13 protein-coding genes are annotated in these 17,107 nt (G+C 73.3%); all 13 read left to right on the plus strand.

Features of this window, described 5'->3' with window-relative positions; translation table 11 throughout:
• Window positions 1–51 precede the first annotated feature (51 nt).
• The 13 genes from AB0946_RS10075 (at window position 52) to AB0946_RS10135 (ending at window position 17,101) form a co-directional block, all read left to right on the plus strand.
• Window positions 52–900: an SRPBCC family protein gene (locus tag AB0946_RS10075; RefSeq protein ID WP_366760096.1), complete on the plus strand. Its 849-nt coding sequence runs from the start codon at window positions 52–54 to the stop codon at window positions 898–900.
• 59 nt (window positions 901–959) lie between these two features.
• Complete coding sequence (locus tag AB0946_RS10080; protein ID WP_366760097.1) at window positions 960–1,748, plus strand: aldose 1-epimerase; 789 nt, start codon at window positions 960–962, stop codon at window positions 1,746–1,748.
• A gap of 10 nt (window positions 1,749–1,758) precedes the next feature.
• Window positions 1,759–2,307 (plus strand): orotate phosphoribosyltransferase, encoded by a 549-nt coding sequence (pyrE, locus tag AB0946_RS10085; protein ID WP_366760098.1) that lies wholly within the window; start codon window positions 1,759–1,761, stop codon window positions 2,305–2,307.
• A 144-nt stretch (window positions 2,308–2,451) separates the two neighbouring features.
• A complete protein-coding gene (gene fbaA, locus AB0946_RS10090) occupies window positions 2,452–3,474 on the plus strand; it encodes a class II fructose-bisphosphate aldolase (protein ID WP_366760099.1) in 1,023 nt (340 codons plus the stop codon).
• Window positions 3,475–3,539: 65 nt separating this feature from the next.
• On the plus strand, window positions 3,540–4,994 hold the full coding sequence (locus tag AB0946_RS10095; RefSeq protein ID WP_366760100.1) for an MFS transporter: 1,455 nt from the start codon (window positions 3,540–3,542) through the stop codon (window positions 4,992–4,994).
• 99 nt (window positions 4,995–5,093) lie between these two features.
• On the plus strand, window positions 5,094–5,507 hold the full coding sequence (locus AB0946_RS10100) for a DUF3151 domain-containing protein (RefSeq protein WP_171154317.1): 414 nt from the start codon (window positions 5,094–5,096) through the stop codon (window positions 5,505–5,507).
• A gap of 7 nt (window positions 5,508–5,514) precedes the next feature.
• Window positions 5,515–6,795 carry an MFS transporter gene (locus AB0946_RS10105; RefSeq protein ID WP_366760101.1) on the plus strand — a complete coding sequence of 427 codons (1,281 nt, stop codon included), beginning with the start codon at window positions 5,515–5,517 and terminating at the stop codon, window positions 6,793–6,795.
• Window positions 6,796–6,910: 115 nt separating this feature from the next.
• Window positions 6,911–7,759 carry a tryptophan 2,3-dioxygenase family protein gene (locus AB0946_RS10110; protein WP_366760102.1) on the plus strand — a complete coding sequence of 283 codons (849 nt, stop codon included), beginning with the start codon at window positions 6,911–6,913 and terminating at the stop codon, window positions 7,757–7,759.
• Window positions 7,752–8,963 carry a kynureninase gene (gene kynU / locus AB0946_RS10115; protein ID WP_366760103.1) on the plus strand — a complete coding sequence of 404 codons (1,212 nt, stop codon included), beginning with the start codon at window positions 7,752–7,754 and terminating at the stop codon, window positions 8,961–8,963. The genes AB0946_RS10110 and kynU overlap by 8 nt, the downstream gene beginning before the upstream one ends.
• Before the next feature lie 304 nt (window positions 8,964–9,267).
• Window positions 9,268–10,149: an alpha/beta hydrolase gene (locus AB0946_RS10120; RefSeq protein ID WP_366760104.1), complete on the plus strand. Its 882-nt coding sequence runs from the start codon at window positions 9,268–9,270 to the stop codon at window positions 10,147–10,149.
• Between the two features lie 124 nt (window positions 10,150–10,273).
• Entirely contained in the window at window positions 10,274–11,626 is a 1,353-nt protein-coding gene (locus AB0946_RS10125; protein WP_366760105.1) for a histidine kinase, read from the plus strand.
• The gene (locus AB0946_RS10130; protein WP_366760106.1) at window positions 11,623–12,285 is read left to right on the plus strand and encodes a response regulator transcription factor; all 663 of its coding nucleotides are present in this window, start codon (window positions 11,623–11,625) and stop codon (window positions 12,283–12,285) included. Before AB0946_RS10125 ends, AB0946_RS10130 begins: the two co-directional genes overlap by 4 nt.
• 112 nt (window positions 12,286–12,397) lie before the next feature.
• Window positions 12,398–17,101 (plus strand): RHS repeat-associated core domain-containing protein, encoded by a 4,704-nt coding sequence (locus AB0946_RS10135; RefSeq protein WP_366760107.1) that lies wholly within the window; start codon window positions 12,398–12,400, stop codon window positions 17,099–17,101.
• The last annotated feature ends 6 nt before the right edge of the window (window positions 17,102–17,107 follow it).

Here is a 17,107-nt window from a genome sequence, read left to right on the forward strand (position 1 = left end):
CGGCTTCACGGCCGGGTGAGTTCCGGCGACAACTGGGTAGGCTCCCCGGACATGGAGCACCAGGTCTTCGTCCCGGCCCCCGCCGAGCGGATCGGCGCGGCACTGGCCGACCAGGCACGCGTGGCCCGGTCCGTCCCCGGCCTTCAGCAGGACGCCGGTGCCGAACCGATCACCGGCCGGCTGAAGCTGCGGGTCGGCGGACACTCCGTCACCTACCGCGGCACGGCCCGGGTGACCGCCCGCGAGGACGGCGCGTACGCCGTCGTGGGCGATGCCACCGAGGCCCGCGGCACCGGCGCGGTCAAGCTCGCGCTGACCCTGCGCCTCGCGGACACCGAGGGCGGCTGCACGGTCACGGCCGAGGGCACGGCGGACGCGACCGGCCGGATCTCGGAACTGCCGGCCGAGACGGTGGCCGCGGCGGCGACCCGGCTGCTGAGCCGCTTCCTGGAGTCGCTGGCCGCCGGCACCGACGCCGGCACCGATGCCGACGCGGGTGACCGGCCGGAGCCCCCCGCCGCTGCCGGCCGCACCTCCGTCTTCGACACCGAGGTCCCCCCGTCCGCCCTGGCGCCGGACGCGGACGAGAGCCTCGACACCGGCCTGGACGCCGACACCGGCACGGAAGCGGACGCCGGCACGGACGCCGGCACCGACCGCCCCTCCGGCGACTTCGCCGACACCGGTGAGCCCCCCGCCGAGGCCGCGCACGCCCGCCGCACGATGATCGGCCGCAGCGCCGAGGAGGTCGACCACGCCCCGCCGCGCGGCCGCTACGCCCCCGTCCCGGCGCCGCAGACCGTCACGGCGACCTCGGCACTGCGCTGGGCGGCACCGGCGGCGGCACTGGTCGTGGCGTCGGCGATCGTCGTGAGCAAGGCGCTGCGAAAGCGCCGCTGAGCGTCCCGCGCCCCGCGGGGGCGAGGCCGGCACCGTCCTCCCCCCAGTACTGTCGTCCCGTGAGTAACGAAGACATCACGCTGACCGCAGGCGAAGCGGAAGCACGCGTCAGCCCGGCCAACGGCGGCCGTATCAGCAGCCTCAAGATCGGCTCCCTGGAACTGCTGCGGCAAGGGGAGCGCTACGGCTGCTTCCCGATGGTGCCCTGGTGCGGCCGGATCCGGGACGGCCGCTTCCTGGACGGCGGCACCGTCCGCCAGATGCCGCTCAACTCCCCGCCGCACGCCATCCACGGCACCGCCCGCGACGGCGCCTGGCGCACCGCGCGCGTCACGGAGAACGAGGCGGTGATCACCTGCGAGCTGACCGACCCCTGGCCGCACCCCGGCCGCGTCACCCAGATCGTCACGCTCGCCGAGGACGGCCTGACGCTGACGATGTCGGTGGAGACGTACGACGACTCCTTCCCGGCGCAGCTCGGCTGGCACCCGTGGTTCCACCGCAACCTCGGCGGCGACGACGTCCGGCTGGACTTCAAGCCCGCCTGGCAGGAGGAGCGCGGCGCCGACCACCTGCCCACCGGCAACCGCGTCGACCCCCGGCCGGGCCCCTGGGACGACTGCTTCGGCATGCCCGGCGGCGTCGACGTCACCCTCACCTGGCCCGGGCAGCTGGAGCTGAAGGTGACGAGCCGGGAGGAGTGGGTGGTGGTCTACGACGAGCAGGCCGAGGCCGTCTGCGTGGAGCCGCAGACCGGGCCGCCCAACGGGCTGAACACCACTCCGCGCCTGGTCACCCCGCTGGACCCGCTGGAAGCCGGGACCACCTGGAGCTGGCGGCGGCTCTAAGCTGGTCGGCATGACGGACGTTCGCGGCGCGCTGCTGCAGCAGATCAAGGACAAGGCCGTGGTGCACGGCAAGGTGACCCTCTCCTCCGGTCTGGAGGCCGACTACTACGTCGACCTGCGCCGCGTCACCCTCGACGGCGAGGCCGCGCCGCTGGTCGGCCAGGTGCTGCTGGACCTGACCGAGGACCTCGAGTTCGACGCGGTCGGCGGGCTCACCATGGGCGCCGACCCGGTCGCCGCCGCCATGCTGCACGCCGCCGCCGCGCGCGGGCGCAGGCTCGACGCGTTCGTCGTGCGCAAGGCCGCCAAGGCGCACGGGCTCCAGCGGCGCGTCGAGGGCCCGGAGATCGCGGGCCGCCGGGTCCTGGTGGTGGAGGACACCTCCACCACCGGAGGTTCCCCGCTGACCGCCGTCGAGGCCGTCCGCGAGGCCGGTGCCGAGGTCGCCGCCGTCGCGACCATCGTGGACCGGGCGACCGGCGCCGCGGAGAAGATCGAGGCCGGAGCGGGCGTTCCGTACCGGTTCGCCTTCTCGAAGGATGAACTGGGTCTGGACTGACCGGGTGGTTTGACCTGCACTTGACCGGGGCGCCGACCCAGCCCCCCAGGTCTGGAAAGATGGGGCCGACGATGACGTCGCACCCCAGGTCTAGGTCAGGGCCGTAACGCAGAACGCCAACCCGCAACACAAGGAGCGGACAGGATGCCCATCGCAACCCCCGAGGTCTACAACGAGATGCTCGACCGGGCGAAGGCAGGCAAGTTCGCCTACCCGGCCATCAACGTGACTTCCTCGCAGACCCTGAACGCGGCCCTGCGCGGCTTCGCGGAGGCGGAGAGCGACGGCATCGTCCAGATCTCGACCGGCGGGGCCGAGTTCCTCGGCGGGCAGTACAGCAAGGACATGGTGACCGGTGCCGTCGCCCTCGCCGAGTACGCGCACGTCCTCGCCGAGAAGTACCCGGTCAACATCGCCCTGCACACCGACCACTGCCCGAAGGACAAGCTCGACGGGTACGTGCGTCCGCTGATCGCGATCTCCGAGGAGCGCGTCAAGGCCGGCCGCAACCCGCTGTTCCAGTCGCACATGTGGGACGGCTCCGCCGAGACCCTCGCCGACAACCTCTCCATCGCCCAGGAGCTGCTGGAGCGCGCCCGCGCCGCCAAGATCATCCTGGAGGTGGAGATCACCCCGACCGGCGGCGAGGAGGACGGGGTCTCCCACGAGATCAACGACGAGCTGTACACCACCGTCGACGACGCCATCCGCACCGCCGAGGCGCTGGGCCTGGGCGAGAAGGGCCGCTACCTGCTGGCCGCCTCCTTCGGCAACGTGCACGGCGTGTACAAGCCGGGCAACGTCGTCCTGCGCCCGGAGCTGCTGAAGGAGCTGAGCGAGGGCGTCGCCGCCAAGTTCGGCAAGGCCGCTCCGTTCGACTTCGTCTTCCACGGCGGCTCCGGCTCCACCGAGCAGGAGATCCAGACCGCGCTGGAGAACGGCGTCGTCAAGATGAACATCGACACGGACACCCAGTACGCCTTCACCCGTCCGGTCGCCGGCCACATGTTCCAGAACTACGACGGCGTCCTGAAGGTCGACGGCGAGGTCGGCAACAAGAAGGCCTACGACCCGCGCACCTGGGGCAAGCTGGCCGAGGCGGGCATGGCCGCGCGCGTCGTCGAGGCCACGCAGCACCTGCGCTCGGCGGGCAACAAGCTCAAGTAAGCGGTACGGCTTCCCAGCGGGCCCGGCGGCTGTTCATGCCGCCGGGCCCGCTGTATACCTGGGGCATGCCCGACGTCCGGCTCGCCTCGCCCCAGGGCAAGTGGATCCTGCTCACCACCGTCCTGGGCTCCAGCATGGCGATGCTGGACTCCACCGTCGTCAACGTCGCCCTGCCGCGCATCGGCCAGGACCTCGACGCGAGCCTCGCCGCCCTGCAGTGGACGGTCAACGCGTACATGGTCACGCTGGCCGGCCTGATCCTGCTGGGCGGCTCCCTGGGCGACCGCTACGGCCGCCGGAAGGTCTTCGTCCTCGGGGTCGTCTGGTTCGCGGCGGCCTCCCTGCTGTGCGGCCTGGCCCCCACCTCCGGGATCCTCATCGCCGCCCGCGCCCTCCAGGGCATCGGCGGAGCCCTGCTCACACCCGGCTCGCTCGCCCTGATCCAGGCGTCCTTCCACCCCGACGACCGCAGCCGGGCGGTCGGCCTGTGGTCCGGCTTCGGCGGGATCGGCGCCGCCGTCGGCCCGTTCCTCGGCGGCTGGCTGGTGGCCGGCCCCGGCTGGCGCTGGGTGTTCCTCCTCAACGTGCCCGTGGCGCTGCTGTGCGCGCCGATCGCGCTGCGGCACGTACCGGAGTCCGCCGACCAGCGTGCCCACGGCCGCTTCGACGTGCTGGGCGCGGCCCTCGGGGCGCTGTCCCTCGCCCTGCTGACGTACGCGCTGATCGAGGCCCGGGGCGGCTCCCTGGCGGTCGCCCTGACCGGGGCGGCGGGCCTCGCGGCGGCGGTGGCCTTCGTGCACGTCGAGCGGCACCGGCCCGACCCGATGCTGCCACCGGACATCTTCGCCTCGCGCCAGTTCACGGCGGTCAACCTCGTCACCCTGTGCGTGTACGCGGCCTTCGGCGGCTTCTTCTTCCTCACCGCGCTCCAGCTCCAGGTGGTGGCCGGCTACTCGCCGCTCGCCGCCGGTACCGCGCTGCTGCCCACCACGGCCCTGATGCTGCTGTTCTCCTCACGCTCGGGTGCGCTGGCCGACCGTACGGGGCCGCGTCTGCCGCTGACGGTGGGCCCGCTGCTGTGCGCGGTGGCGATGCTGCTGATGCTGCGGGTGGGCAAGGGAGCGGACTACCTGACCGACGTGCTGCCGGCCCTGCTGGTGATGGGCGCCGGCATGGTCACCCTGGTCGCGCCCCTGACGGCCACGGTGCTCGCCTCCGTGGACACCGCCCGGGCGGGCCTGGCCAGCGGCATCAACAACGCGGCGGCGCGGGCGGCGGGACTGGTGGCGGTGGCGGCGCTGCCGCTGCTGGCGGGGATGGGGGCGGAGGCGTACCGGTCGCCCACGGCGTTCGACGCGGCGTTCGACCGGGCGATGCCGATCTGCGCGGGGGTGCTGGTGCTGGGCTCGGTGCTCGCGTTCGCCCTGGTCCGCCGGCCGGCACCGGGGTGCCGGCGACCGGAGTGCCGCACCCACGGCAGTGTGACGGCTCCGCCGTTGGAGGCCGGCAGGCCGGGGTGAGTGCGGCGGTCCCTTCGGCCGCGGGCCGGCGGTGACTGCTCGCGCCGTTCCCCGCGCCCCTTCCGGGGGGCTCCGCCGGCCGTGCGTCAGACTGAAGTCATGACGATTCACGAGAACCTGCTCGGCGGCCCGCCCCCCACCCACCTCCCCGACGACCCGGCGCCCCGCGAGGCCCTGGCGAACGGTGCCGCGCCGGCGGACGTCGCCGCCAAGTACCCCGCCTCCTCCCTCGCCTGGGCCCAGCTGGCCGACGAGGCGTTCGAGCGGGGCTCGGTCGTGGAGTCGTACGCCTACGCCCGTACGGGCTACCACCGGGGCCTGGACTCCCTGCGCCGCAGCGGCTGGAAGGGCCACGGCCCGGTGCCGTGGGAGCACGAGCCGAACCGCGGCTTCCTGCGCGCCCTGCACGCCCTCGCCCGCGCCGCGCAGGCGATCGGCGAGCAGGAGGAGTACGAGCGGTGCACGCAGTTCCTGAAGGACTCCTCGCCCACGGCGGCCCAGACCCTGGGCTGACCCGCGGGTGACGAACGAGTCCGCCCTGGCCCCGCGCCGCGACGGCTCCGCCGGGGCGCGCAGGCCGGGGCCGCTGGGGCTGTCCCGGGACTTCTGGCTGCTGTGGACCGCGGCGGCGGTCTCCGGGCTCGGTGACGGGCTGGAGCTGAGCGCGTTCCCCCTGCTGGCCACGGAGTGGACCCGGGACCCGGTGCTCGTCTCCGCGGCCGCCGCCGCCACCCAGGCACCCTGGCTGTTCCTCGGGCTGCTGGTGGGCGGGCTGGTCGACCGCTGGGACCGCAGGAGGGTGCTGCTGATCGCCGACAGCTGCCGCGCGCTGCTCGTGGCGGCCCTGGCGGCGGCGGTGGCCTCCGGCGTGGGGAACATCTGGCTGCTGCTGGCCGTGCTGTTCGCCCTGGGGTCGGCGCAGATCTTCTTCGACACCTCCGTGCAGGCGGTGATCCCCGCCGTGGCCGGCACCGGCTCGCTGGTCCGGGCCAACAGCCTGCTCCAGGGCAGCTCGACGGTGCTCGTCCAGTTCGCGGGGCCCGCCGCGGGTGCCGCCCTGTTCGCGGTCGCACGCTGGCTGCCGGCCGGCGTCGACGCGGTCAGCTACCTGCTGGGGGTGGCCCTGCTGGCGGGCGTACGCGGCCGCTTCCGCCCGGCGCGGACGCCCACGCCGGAGGGGACCGCGTCCTTGCGGCACAGCGTCGCCGAGGGGCTGCGCTGGCTGCGCGACGACCGGGTGGTCCGGGTGCTCGCCCTGGCGACGGTCCTGCTGGGCATGGGCAGCGCCGCCGCCTGGGGTGTCATGGTCCTGTTCGCCCAGCACCAGTGGCACCTCGGCGGCGCGGGCTACGGGCTGCTCCTGACGGCGAGCGCCGTGGGCAGCGTCCTCGGCTCCCTGGTCGCCGCCCCGCTGGCCCGGCGGCTGACCCACCGGCCGCTGCTGGCCGGTTCCGCCGCCGGTTCGGCGACGGTCTTCGGCCTGCTCACGGTGGCCCGGCCGGCCGCGCTCGGCGCGGCCCTGCTGGCCGTCAACGGGCTGATGGTGGTGGTGTGGAACGTGGTCACGGTCTCCGAACGGCAGGCCCGCATACCGGACGCGCTCACCGGCCGGGTGACCGCCGCGTACCGGGTCCTCGCCTGGGGCGGCATGCCGGTCGGCGGGCTCCTGGGCGGCGCGCTGGCCTCCGCCCTCGGTCTGCGCGCGGCCCTCGCGGCGGCGGCCCTGCAGCTCGTCCTGGCCGCCCTGCTGGTCGCCACCGCACGCGCCCCCCTCGGCGGCGGCGCCCGGCACCGGACATGATCGGCCTTGCCGTATCGGGAGTGATTGCGGAGGATTCCGTAGTGGGGACCGGGGCCCCCGTGCCGGCATCGGCAGGGGCGGACCGCTACCCGGAGTGACACAACAGGAGACAGCGATGTCCCAACAGGCTCACCCCCCTTACGAGGCCGCTGAGCCCGAGACCCCGAATCTCGATTTCGCGGGGACGACGCCGTACGAGGACTACGTCAAGGCGGACGTCCTCACCCACCTCCAGCACACCCTCTCCGACGACCCCGGAGAGATGGTCTTCCTGGTGACCACCCAGGTCATGGAGCTGTGGTTCACGGTCATCGTGCACGAGTGGGAGACGGCCGCGCAGGCCCTGCGCGCGGACGACGTGCCGACCGCGATCGCCGCGCTGAAGCGTTCCGTGCGCGAGCTGGAGGCACTCAACGCCTCCTGGAAGCCGCTGGGGCAGCTGACCCCGGCGCAGTTCAACTCCTACCGCGGCGCGCTCGGCGAGGGCTCCGGTTTCCAGTCGGCGATGTACCGGCGCCTGGAGTTCCTGCTCGGTGAGAAGTCCGCGTCCATGCTCGTCCCGCACCGCGGCGCCCCGCGCGTCCACGCGGAACTGGAGAAGGCGCTGCACGAGCCGAGCCTCTACGACGAGGTGGTACGGCTCCTCGCGCGCCGCGGCCACGCGATCCCCGGTTCCGTGCTGCACCGCGACGTCTCCGCGCGTTACGAGCCCTCCGACGCCGTCGAGGCGGCCTGGACGCGGATCTACTCCGGTGACCAGGACGCCGAACTCGCCCGGCTCGGCGAGGCGTTGAGCGACGTGGCCGAACTGGTCTGGCGCTGGCGCAACGACCACCTGGTCGCCACCCGGCGCGCGATGGGCGCCAAGGCCGGCACGGGCGGCTCCGCCGGTGTGGCCTGGCTGGAGAAGCGCGCCCGCAAGAACGTGTTCCCCGAGCTGTGGACGGCGAGGTCCCATGTCTGAGCTGCCCCTGCTCGCGAAGGAGCTGGACCAGGCCGACGAACTGGCGCACCTGCGGGACCGTTTCGTCCTCGACGCCGCGTCCGGTGACGCGGCCGGCCCCGCGGGCGTCTACCTGGACGGCAACTCCCTCGGCGCTCTGCCCGCGCACGTCCCCGACCGGGTCGCGGACGTCGTCCGCCGCCAGTGGGGCGAACTGCGCATCCGCTCCTGGGAGGAGAGCGGCTGGTGGACGGCGCCCGAGCGGATCGGCGACCGGATCGCCCCGCTGGTCGGGGCCGCACCCGGCCAGATCGTCGTCGGCGACTCGACCAGCGTCAACGTCTTCAAGGCACTGGTCGCCGCGGTCCGCATGGCGGGCGAGGGCCGCGACGAACTCCTGGTGGACGCGTCGACCTTCCCCACCGACGGCTACATCGCCGAGTCGGCGGCCCGGCTCACCGGGCGCACCCTGCGCGCGGTGAGCCCGGCGGAGGTGCCGGCGGCGCTGGGCGACCGCACGGCCGCCGTGCTGCTCAACCACGTCGACTACCGCACCGGCCGGCTGCACGACCTCCCGGCGCTCACCGCCGAGGTCCGCGCCCGCGGAGCCGTCGCGGTCTGGGACCTGTGCCACAGCGCGGGCGCGCTGCCGGTGGGCCTGGACGAGCACGGCGTGGACCTCGCGGTCGGCTGCACCTACAAGTACCTGAACGGAGGCCCGGGTTCACCGGCGTACCTGTACGTGCGGCGGGAACTGCAGGACCGCTTCGACTCGCCGCTGCCCGGCTGGAACTCCCACGCCGAGCCGTTCGGCATGAGTCCGTCGTACACCCCGGCGGCGGGCGCGGTGCGTGGCCGGGTCGGCACCCCGGACATCCTCTCCCTGCTGGCGCTGGAGGCGGCCCTCGACGTCTGGGACGGGGTGTCCGTCGAGGCCGTCCGCGCCAAGTCCCTGGCGCTGACGGACTTCTTCCTGCGGTGCGTGGACGAGTACACCGAGCCGGGCCGGGTGGAGTGCGTGACACCGAGGCCGCACGCGGAGCGCGGCAGCCAGATCGCCCTGCGCTGCCCGGACGCCGGTGAGGTGATGAAGCGTCTGATCGCCCGGGGCGTGGTGGGCGACTTCCGCCACCCCGACGTCCTCCGCTTCGGCTTCACCCCGCTGTACGTGGGCTTCCGGGACGTGGAGCGGGCGGCACGGGTGCTGGGGGAGGAACTGGCGTAGGCCGGCGGACACGGGGCGGGGCAGGCCGGGGCACCGGTCCGCCCGGATTCCCCCGCCCCCGGCACCGGCCTGGCTGGCGGGCGGGGCCCCGGTGGCTCGCTCGGCCGGCCTTTCCGGCCGCCGTGCCGGGTCCCGGCGGCCCGGGGAGCCCGATCGTTTCTCACCGTGCGTCACATCCGCGTGTCCCCGCACGTCACCTGCCTGATACCGTCCCCGCCAACGGCCGATCTCCCACCTGGTCCGCCACGCCTCCCCCCGTGCCGAAAGCCTGGGAGGTACCCCATCGTCGCTGAGAGGTTGGAGCATGCCGGACGACGCCGCCGCAGCCCGCGCCGCCGCCGAAGAGGAGTCGGCCTTCTCGCACTCCCCGGTCGCCCCGGACGTCACCGCCGCGTACGGCGACCACCCCGACCAGGTGATCGACTTCCACGCTCCGCGCCCCGGCCCGGACTCCGCCGCTCCCGGCGCCCTCGCCCCGCTGGTCGTCGTCCTGCACGGCGGCGCCTGGCGCGCGCGCTACGACCGCCGTCACCTCAGTCCCTTCGCGGACTACCTGGCCCGCAGGGGCTTCGCGGTGGCCAACGTGGAGTACAGACGGGGCGGCGACGGCTCAGCCGGTGCCCCGGCCGGCCGCTGGCCCGACACCTTCGACGACGTCGCGGCGGCATTGGACGCCCTGCCCGCCCTGGTCGGCGAGGCGCTGCCGCAGGCGGACCCGCGCCGCACGGTCCTGACCGGCCACTCGGCGGGCGGGCACCTGGCGCTGTGGGCGGCGGCCCGCCATGTCCTCCCCCCGGACGCGCCGTGGCGCACCGACGGCCCGGCCGATCTGCGGGGCGTCGTCGCACTCGCCCCCATCGCGGACTTCCAGGTGGCGGAGAAGCTGGACGTCTGCGCGCACGCGTCCCTGGAACTCCTCGGCGGCCCGGACGTGTTCGCCACCCGCCGTCCGTACGCCGACCCGGTGCTGCTCGTGCCGACGGGCATCGCCACCACCCTCGTCCAGGGCCGCGCCGACCTGGTCGTACCGGAGCCGGTGGCCGAGTCCTACGCGGAGGCCGCGGCGAAGGCGGGCGAGATGGTGGGCCTGACCCTGCTGGCGGACGTGGGCCACTTCCCGCTGATCGACCCGGCGGCGGACGCCTGCGCGGTGGTGGCGGAGGAGATCGCCCAGCTCGCCTGGTGACGGCCGGGCCGCCCGGGGACTGCGCAGCAGGCACCGCAGGAGCCCGTAGTACTTGAGACGGACCCCCGGGGACCCTCCTGCGAGGGGACGACCGGGAGTCCGGCCGGCGCCTACCGTGTGGCACGTGACCGAGACGACGCACACGCAGACGACACCGCCGGGCACGGCCGGCCGGCCGCGCAGCCCCGAGTTCCGGCTGGCCGTGGACGCCCTGCGCGGGCTGCGGCAGGACCTGTTCCACGACGCCTTCGCCTACCGGCCGCTGCCCCGCACGGCCGTGGACGGCCGCCTCACCCGCCACCTGTCCGACCGGACGCGGACCCGCGCGGCCTGGACCCCGCACGCGGTGGTGGTGGCCGGCGGGCTCGTGGCGCTGCTCGTCGGCACGGTGAACACCGACATCGGCGGGCCGTCCCTGCTGTGCGGGCTGCTGGCCCTGGCCCCGGTGCTGCTGACCCTGGTGCGTCCGGTCGGCGCCTTCTGGCTGTCGTTCGCGGCGACGACGGTCGCCGCGGTCCTCGGCGGCGACTGGGGCGGCCGGCCCTGGCCCCCGGGCAGCTTCGTCTCCCACCTGCTGGTGCTCACGATCGTGGCCGGCCGGACCCGCCCGCGCACGGCGGGCTGGATGTGGCTGCTCACCGCGCTGTACGGCTTCTGGGCCGAGACCGTCTTCGGCTACGGGAACGACAGCAGCGACACCGGCCCCATGCTGGTGCTGGCCGCGCTGGCCCTGCTGGTCGTCACGGTCCGGCACGTACGCCGGGAGGCCGAGCAGGAGGTGACCGCCCAGCAGTCGGTGACCGAGCACGAGCGCTCGCGTCGCACCCTGCTGGAGGAGCGCACGACGATCGCCCGGGAGCTGCACGACGTGGTCGCCCACCACATGTCGGTGGTCGCCATCCAGGCGGAGGCCGCGCCGTACCGGGTGGAGAACCCGCCGCCGGAACTGGAGAAGGCGTTCGCCACCATCCGGGAGAACGCGGTCGCGGCGCTGACCGAGCTGCGCCGGGTCCTCGGGGTGGTCCGTGCCGAGAACTACGAGGCCCCGGACGCCCCGCAGCCCACCCTGGCCGACCTGGACGGGCTCCTCGCGAACGTGCGGGAGGCCGGTCTGGAGGTGGAGAAGGTGGTGACCGGCGCGGTACGGGAGCTGCCCCAGGGGGTGGAGCTGTCGGCGTACCGCATCGTGCAGGAGGCGCTGAGCAACACCCTGCGGCACGCGCCCGGTGCGGGCGCCCGCGTCGAGATCGGCTACGTCCTGGGCGGTCTCGGGCTGCGGATAGTCAACGGCCCGGCGCCGGCACCGGACCTGGTGAAGCCCTCGCCCGGGGCCGGGCACGGCATCACGGGCATGCGGGAGCGGGTGTCGATGCTGAACGGCGAGATGACGGCGGCGGCCACGGACGAGGGGGGCTACGAGGTGGCGGTGTTCCTGCCGGTGCCGGCGGCGGCCCCCGCGATCGAGGGTGGGGCATGATCCGGGTGCTGATCGCGGACGACCAGATGATGGTCCGCGAGGGATTCTCGGTGCTGCTGAACGCGATGCCGGGCATCGAGGTCGTCGGCGAGGCGGTCAACGGCCGGGAGGCGGTGGAGCGGGTCCGTGAACTGTCCCCGGACGTCGTGCTGATGGACATCCGCATGCCGGAGCTGAACGGCATCGAGGCGACCCGGGAGATCGTCGCGGCCGACGAGTCGGCGAAGGTGCTGGTGCTGACCACGTTCGACCTGGACGAGTACGTGTACCAGGCGCTGCGCGCGGGGGCCTCCGGCTTCCTGCTCAAGGACGCCTCGGCGCGCCAGCTGGCCGACGGGGTGCGGGTGGTCGCGGCGGGCGAGGCGCTGCTGGCTCCCTCCGTCACCAGGCGGCTGATCACGGAGTTCTCCCGCCTGGCGGACACCCCCCGGCTGATGCCGGCGGCCCAGGCGGCGTACGGGGAACTGACGGAGCGCGAGACGGAGGTACTGGTCCTGATCGCGCAGGGCCTGTCGAACGCGGAGATCGCCGGCCGCCTGGTGGTGGCGGAGTCGACGATCAAGACCCATGTGAGCCGGATCCTGGTGAAACTGGGCCTGCGGGACCGCACCCAGGCGGCGGTGTTCGCGTACGAGGCCCGACTGGTGACGCCCGGCTGACCTGCCGTCATAGGAGGTGATGCGCCTCCCTGTTGCCGACTAGTGTTCGAAGGTGTATGCATGCGGATCGCATGTGCGAACGGCTTCGAGGTGACGGGAAGGCACACGGGGGATGGGCTACGTTCTGCCCGGATGGGCCGACGAGATCCTGGACTTCATCGGGATCAACTGGCCGAACGTCGACGAGGACGACTACCGCGAAATGGCGGACGCCATGCGGGACTTCGCGGACAAGTTCGAGGGGCATGGCGGTGACGCGCACCTGGCGGTGTCCCGGATCCTGTCCTCGTCGCAGGGCTGGGCCGTCGATGCGATGGAGAAACACTGGTCGCACGTCAAGGCGGGGCACCTGGAGAAGGTCCCCGAGATAGCCCGGTTGTTCGCGGACGCGTGCGATGTGGTCGCGGACATCATCTTCGGGATGAAGACCAAGGCCGAGATAGAACTCGGCGCGATGGCTGCCTCGTTGGGCATCTCGGTGGGTCTGGCCGTCTTCACCGGCGGTCTGTCGGCGGTCATCGGGGCGGCCGAGACGGCGGCCTTGCGCCAGGCGGTCAAACGGGTCATCGACGAGGCCGCCGACCGGATCGTGGCCGAGCTGGTGGCGCGGGTGACCGAGCCGGTCAACGCCAAGCTGGAGGCCATGGTCGAGGACATGGTCTTCGACCTGGTGGACGGCGCCTTCTCGCTGCCGCCCGCGCCGGGCGGCGGTCACCCGGACGGCACCGGCGGGCCCGGCGGCAAGCACGGCGGCGGCATGCAGCTGGCCTCCGCCGGCGGCGGAAGCGGCGGGACCGGGGCCGGCAAACGGACCGTCATCGACCACGTCGAGTTCGAGGACGGCGCCGGCAAGGTCTCCTTCCACGGGGGCGAGCTGCACCGGGCCGGCTCGGGCTCGCTGGTGAAGGCCAGGGGCGCCTTCGGCCGCACGCACGGCAGGGACCCCTTCACCAAGGCCTTCGACTCGGTCCTCGAAGGTGCCTTGAAGGGCACGGAGAAGGCGCTGTCGAAGATCGCCAAGCATGTCACCGAGACCATCCCGGAGCGGGTGAAGGCCACCTCCCGCCTGCACAAGGGCATCGACCTCGGCGTCCGCGACCGGGTCAACGCCGTCGACGGCGGCAAGAAGGGCGGCGACGGTGGCGGCCACGGGCGGGCCGGCGGACCGGGCCGCAAGCGCCCCCCGTCGCTGCGCACGGCGCTGGACAGCGTCCGCGAGAAGGCGATCGCCCTGGGACAGCGCCGCTGCAAGACCGACCCGGTCGACCTCGCGAGCGGCGAGATGGTGCTCTCCCAGACGGACCTCACGCTGCCCGGCGTGCTGCCACTGGTGGTGGGGCGCACCCACATATCCGGCTACGGGTACGGGCACTGCTTCGGTCCCGGCTGGGCCTCCACCCTGGACGAGCGGCTGGAACCGACCGGTACCGGCGCGGTCTGGGCCCGCCCCGACGGGTCCCTGCTCGTCTATCCGCGCCTGCCGCACGAGGCGGGCCAGGAGGAGCTGCCGGCGGAGGGCGAGCGGATCGCCCTCACCTTCGTGGAACGATCGGCGCTCGGCGAGGTCACGTACGCCACGACCGACGTCCGCTCCGGTGTGACCCGCCGCTTCACCGGCAGCCCGTACTCCTCGGGCGGCCTGTACTGGCTGACGGACATCGAGGACCGCAACGGCAACGGCGTGCGGTTCGTCCGCGACGACGACGGTGTGCCCACGGCCCTCGTCCACGAGGGCGGTTACCGTGTGCGCGTCACCCGGGACACGGATCACGCCCGGGTCACGGCCCTCGACGTGCACACCCCCGACGGCCCGGTCCGGGTCGCCTCGTTCGCGTACGACGAGCACCACGACCTGGTGGGCGTGTCGGGCTCCCGGGGCGTGCCCCTGCGGTTCACCTACGACGACGAGCACCGCGTCACCTCGTGGACCGACCGCAACGGCCACACCTACCGCTATGTGTACGACGCGGCCGGCCGGGTCGTGGAGACGACCGGCCCCGACGGCGCGCTCTCCTCGCGCTTCGCCTACGACACCGCCGCCCGCGAGACCCGCTTCACCGACTCCACCGGCGCGGTCACCGTCACCCGCTTCAACCAGCTCCGCCAGACGCTCAGTGAGACCGACCCGCTCGGCAACACCGTGCACTTCGAGTGGGACCGCCACGACAACCTCCTGTCCCGCACCGACGAGCTGGGACACACCTCCCGGTTCACGTACGACGACGCCGGCAACCTCCTGACCGTCCACTACCCGGACGGACGCCGGGCCTCGGCCACCTACAACGCGCTGCACCTGCCGGAGACGACGACCGGACCGGACGGCACCGTGTGGCGCAACGTCTTCGACGAGCGGGGCAACCGCACCGCGGTCGTCGCCCCGGACGGCACCTCGACCACGTTCACCCACCACGTGACGGGCGCCGTGGCCACGGTCACGTTCCCGACCGGCGAGACGGAGACCCGCACCCACGACGAGGCGGGCCTGACCCTCTCGGTCACCGACCCCCGCGGCGCCACCTGCACACTGCGCCGGGACGCCTTCGGACGGCCGTACGAGTCGGCCGACCCGGCGGGTTCCGTGACCCGGCTGGAGTGGACGGCGGACGGCTGGCTGACCCGGCGTACGGCACCGGACGGGGCCACGGAGTCGTGGACGTACGACGAGGAGGGCAACTGCCTCACGCACACCGACCCGCTCGGCGGCGTGACCCGCTTCACGTACACGTGGTTCGACCTGCTCGCCGCCCGCACGGGCAGGGACGGGGCGCGGTACGAGTTCACGTACGACACCGAGCTGCGGATCAGCACGGTCCGCAACCCGCAGGGAAAGGTGTGGAGTTACCGGTACGGCCCCTCCGGCCGCACCGACTCGGAGACCGACTTCGACGGACGTACCACGCGCTACGAGTACGACGCCGCGGGCCGCCTGGTCGCCCGGACCACACCGCTCGGTCAGCGCATCGCCTTCACCTTCGACGCGGTGGGCAACGTGCTGGCGAAGGACGCCGGCGGAGTGGTCACCCGCTACACCTACGACGAGGCCGACCGGCTGGTCGCCGCCGTCTCCCCGGCCTCCTCGCTCACTCTGGAGCGCGACGCCCTGGGCCGTCTGCTGGCGGAGACCGTCGACGGGCGCAGCATGCGGTTCGGCTACGACCGGCACGGCGAACTGGTCTCGCGCACCACACCGACCGGGGCCACGACGTCGTACTCCTACGACAGCGCGGGCAACCGGGTGCGCGTGGACCTCGCCGGCCACGTGCTGGGCTTCACCCACGACCTGTTCGGCCGCGAGACCCGGCGTACCGTCGGCCCCGGGCCGGCGCCCGTGACGCTCACCTCCGAGTGGGACGTGACCGGCCGCCTCGTGGCCCGGTCGCTGACCACGCCCCGCGGCACGCTCCGCGACCGCTCCTACGGCTACCGGGCCGACGGTTTTCTGACGGACATCACGGACCGGCAGGACGGACCGGACTGGCACATCGACCTCGACCCCGTGGGGCGTCCGCTCGGCGTCACCGCGGGCGACTGGTCGGAGCGCTACGCGTACGACGCCGCGGGGAACCAGACGGACGCACACTGGCCCGACCGGGCACCCCACCCCGGAAGCCGTGGCGTGCGGGTCTACGACGGGACCCGGCTGCTCGGCGGGGACGGTGTGCGCTACGAGTACGACGGCGCCGGACGCGTCGTGCTGCGCCAGAAGCGGCGTCTGTCCCGCAAGCCCGACACCTGGCGGTACAGCTGGGACGCGGAGGACCGCCTGGTCTCCTGCACCACTCCCGACGGCACCGAGTGGCGCTACACCTACGACGCGCTCGGCCGCCGCACCGCCAAACACCGCATGCGCCCCGACGGGCAGGGTGTCGCGGTCACGGTCCGTTTCGCCTGGGAGGGAACCCAGCTGGTCGAGGAGACCGACACGGCCACCGGCGTGACGCTGACCTGGGAGTACGAGGGCCCGCAGCCGATGGCACAGCTGGAGCGCCGACTGCCGGCCGAGGCCGGTCAGCGCGAGGTGGACAGCCGGTTCTTCGCCATCGTCACCGACCTCGTCGGCACCCCGACCGAACTCGTGGACGAGCGGGGCGACGTCGCCTGGTACAAGCGCTCCACGGTCTGGGGCGTCACGGCCCGCAACCGCGACGCCCGGGCCCATACGCCGCTGCGCTTCCCCGGCCAGTACGCCGACCCGGAGACGGGCCTGCACTACAACCTGCACCGGCACTACGACCCCGAGACGGCCCGCTACGTCTCGGCGGACCCGCTGGGCCTCGTCCCCGCCCCGAACCCCGCCGCGTACGTCGTCAACCCCTACACCTGGATGGACCCCGAGGGCCTGGTCGCCAAGGGGTGCACGCAGGACGGCGGATGGTACGGCGGACTGCTTCCGTCGAACCGGATGGCGAACGGCCAGAGCTACCCGCAGAAGATGGAGGTCAATCACATCCCGGCCAAGTCCGCGTACAAGGACGTCATCGAGCCCGGCTTCTACATAGCCAACAAGCCCCACAAGAAGCAGAAGGTCAACAACGGACCGGCCATCCGCATGGAGCAGGCCGACCACGAGAAGCTCTACAGCACGGGTTACCACCTGCAAGCCCAGGCCTGGCAGCAGTACCAGCGCGAGCTGATCAACCAGGGGCGCATCACCGAAGCCATGCGGATGGACATCGACGACATCAAGCGGCGGTTCCCCGGTAAGTACGATCGGCACATCGAGGAGATGGTGGCCGGCCTGAAGCACAACAAGCCGCTTCAGGACATGCTCACGAAGCGAGGCTGGACCATCGACGAGAGCGCCCTGCTGGCGTGAGGATCC

Origin of the sequence: Streptomyces sp. NPDC046870, from assembly GCF_040704595.1 — a bacterium.
GTDB classification, from domain to species: Bacteria; Actinomycetota; Actinomycetes; order Streptomycetales; family Streptomycetaceae; genus Streptomyces; species Streptomyces argyrophylli.

Excerpts from the sequence above, each read along its gene's own strand:
- fbaA (WP_366760099.1), top strand. The coding sequence starts at position 2,452 with ATGCCCATCGCAACCCCCGAGGTCTACAACGAGATGCTCGACCGGGCG.
- AB0946_RS10075 (WP_366760096.1), top strand. The coding sequence starts at position 52 with ATGGAGCACCAGGTCTTCGTCCCGGCCCCCGCCGAGCGGATCGGCGCG.
- AB0946_RS10135 (WP_366760107.1), top strand. The coding sequence starts at position 12,398 with ATGGGCTACGTTCTGCCCGGATGGGCCGACGAGATCCTGGACTTCATC.
- AB0946_RS10130 (WP_366760106.1), top strand. The coding sequence starts at position 11,623 with ATGATCCGGGTGCTGATCGCGGACGACCAGATGATGGTCCGCGAGGGA.
- AB0946_RS10100 (WP_171154317.1), top strand. The coding sequence starts at position 5,094 with ATGACGATTCACGAGAACCTGCTCGGCGGCCCGCCCCCCACCCACCTC.
- AB0946_RS10120 (WP_366760104.1), top strand. The coding sequence starts at position 9,268 with ATGCCGGACGACGCCGCCGCAGCCCGCGCCGCCGCCGAAGAGGAGTCG.
- AB0946_RS10095 (WP_366760100.1), top strand. The coding sequence starts at position 3,540 with ATGCCCGACGTCCGGCTCGCCTCGCCCCAGGGCAAGTGGATCCTGCTC.
- kynU (WP_366760103.1), top strand. The coding sequence starts at position 7,752 with ATGTCTGAGCTGCCCCTGCTCGCGAAGGAGCTGGACCAGGCCGACGAA.
- AB0946_RS10110 (WP_366760102.1), top strand. The coding sequence starts at position 6,911 with ATGTCCCAACAGGCTCACCCCCCTTACGAGGCCGCTGAGCCCGAGACC.
- pyrE (WP_366760098.1), top strand. The coding sequence starts at position 1,759 with ATGACGGACGTTCGCGGCGCGCTGCTGCAGCAGATCAAGGACAAGGCC.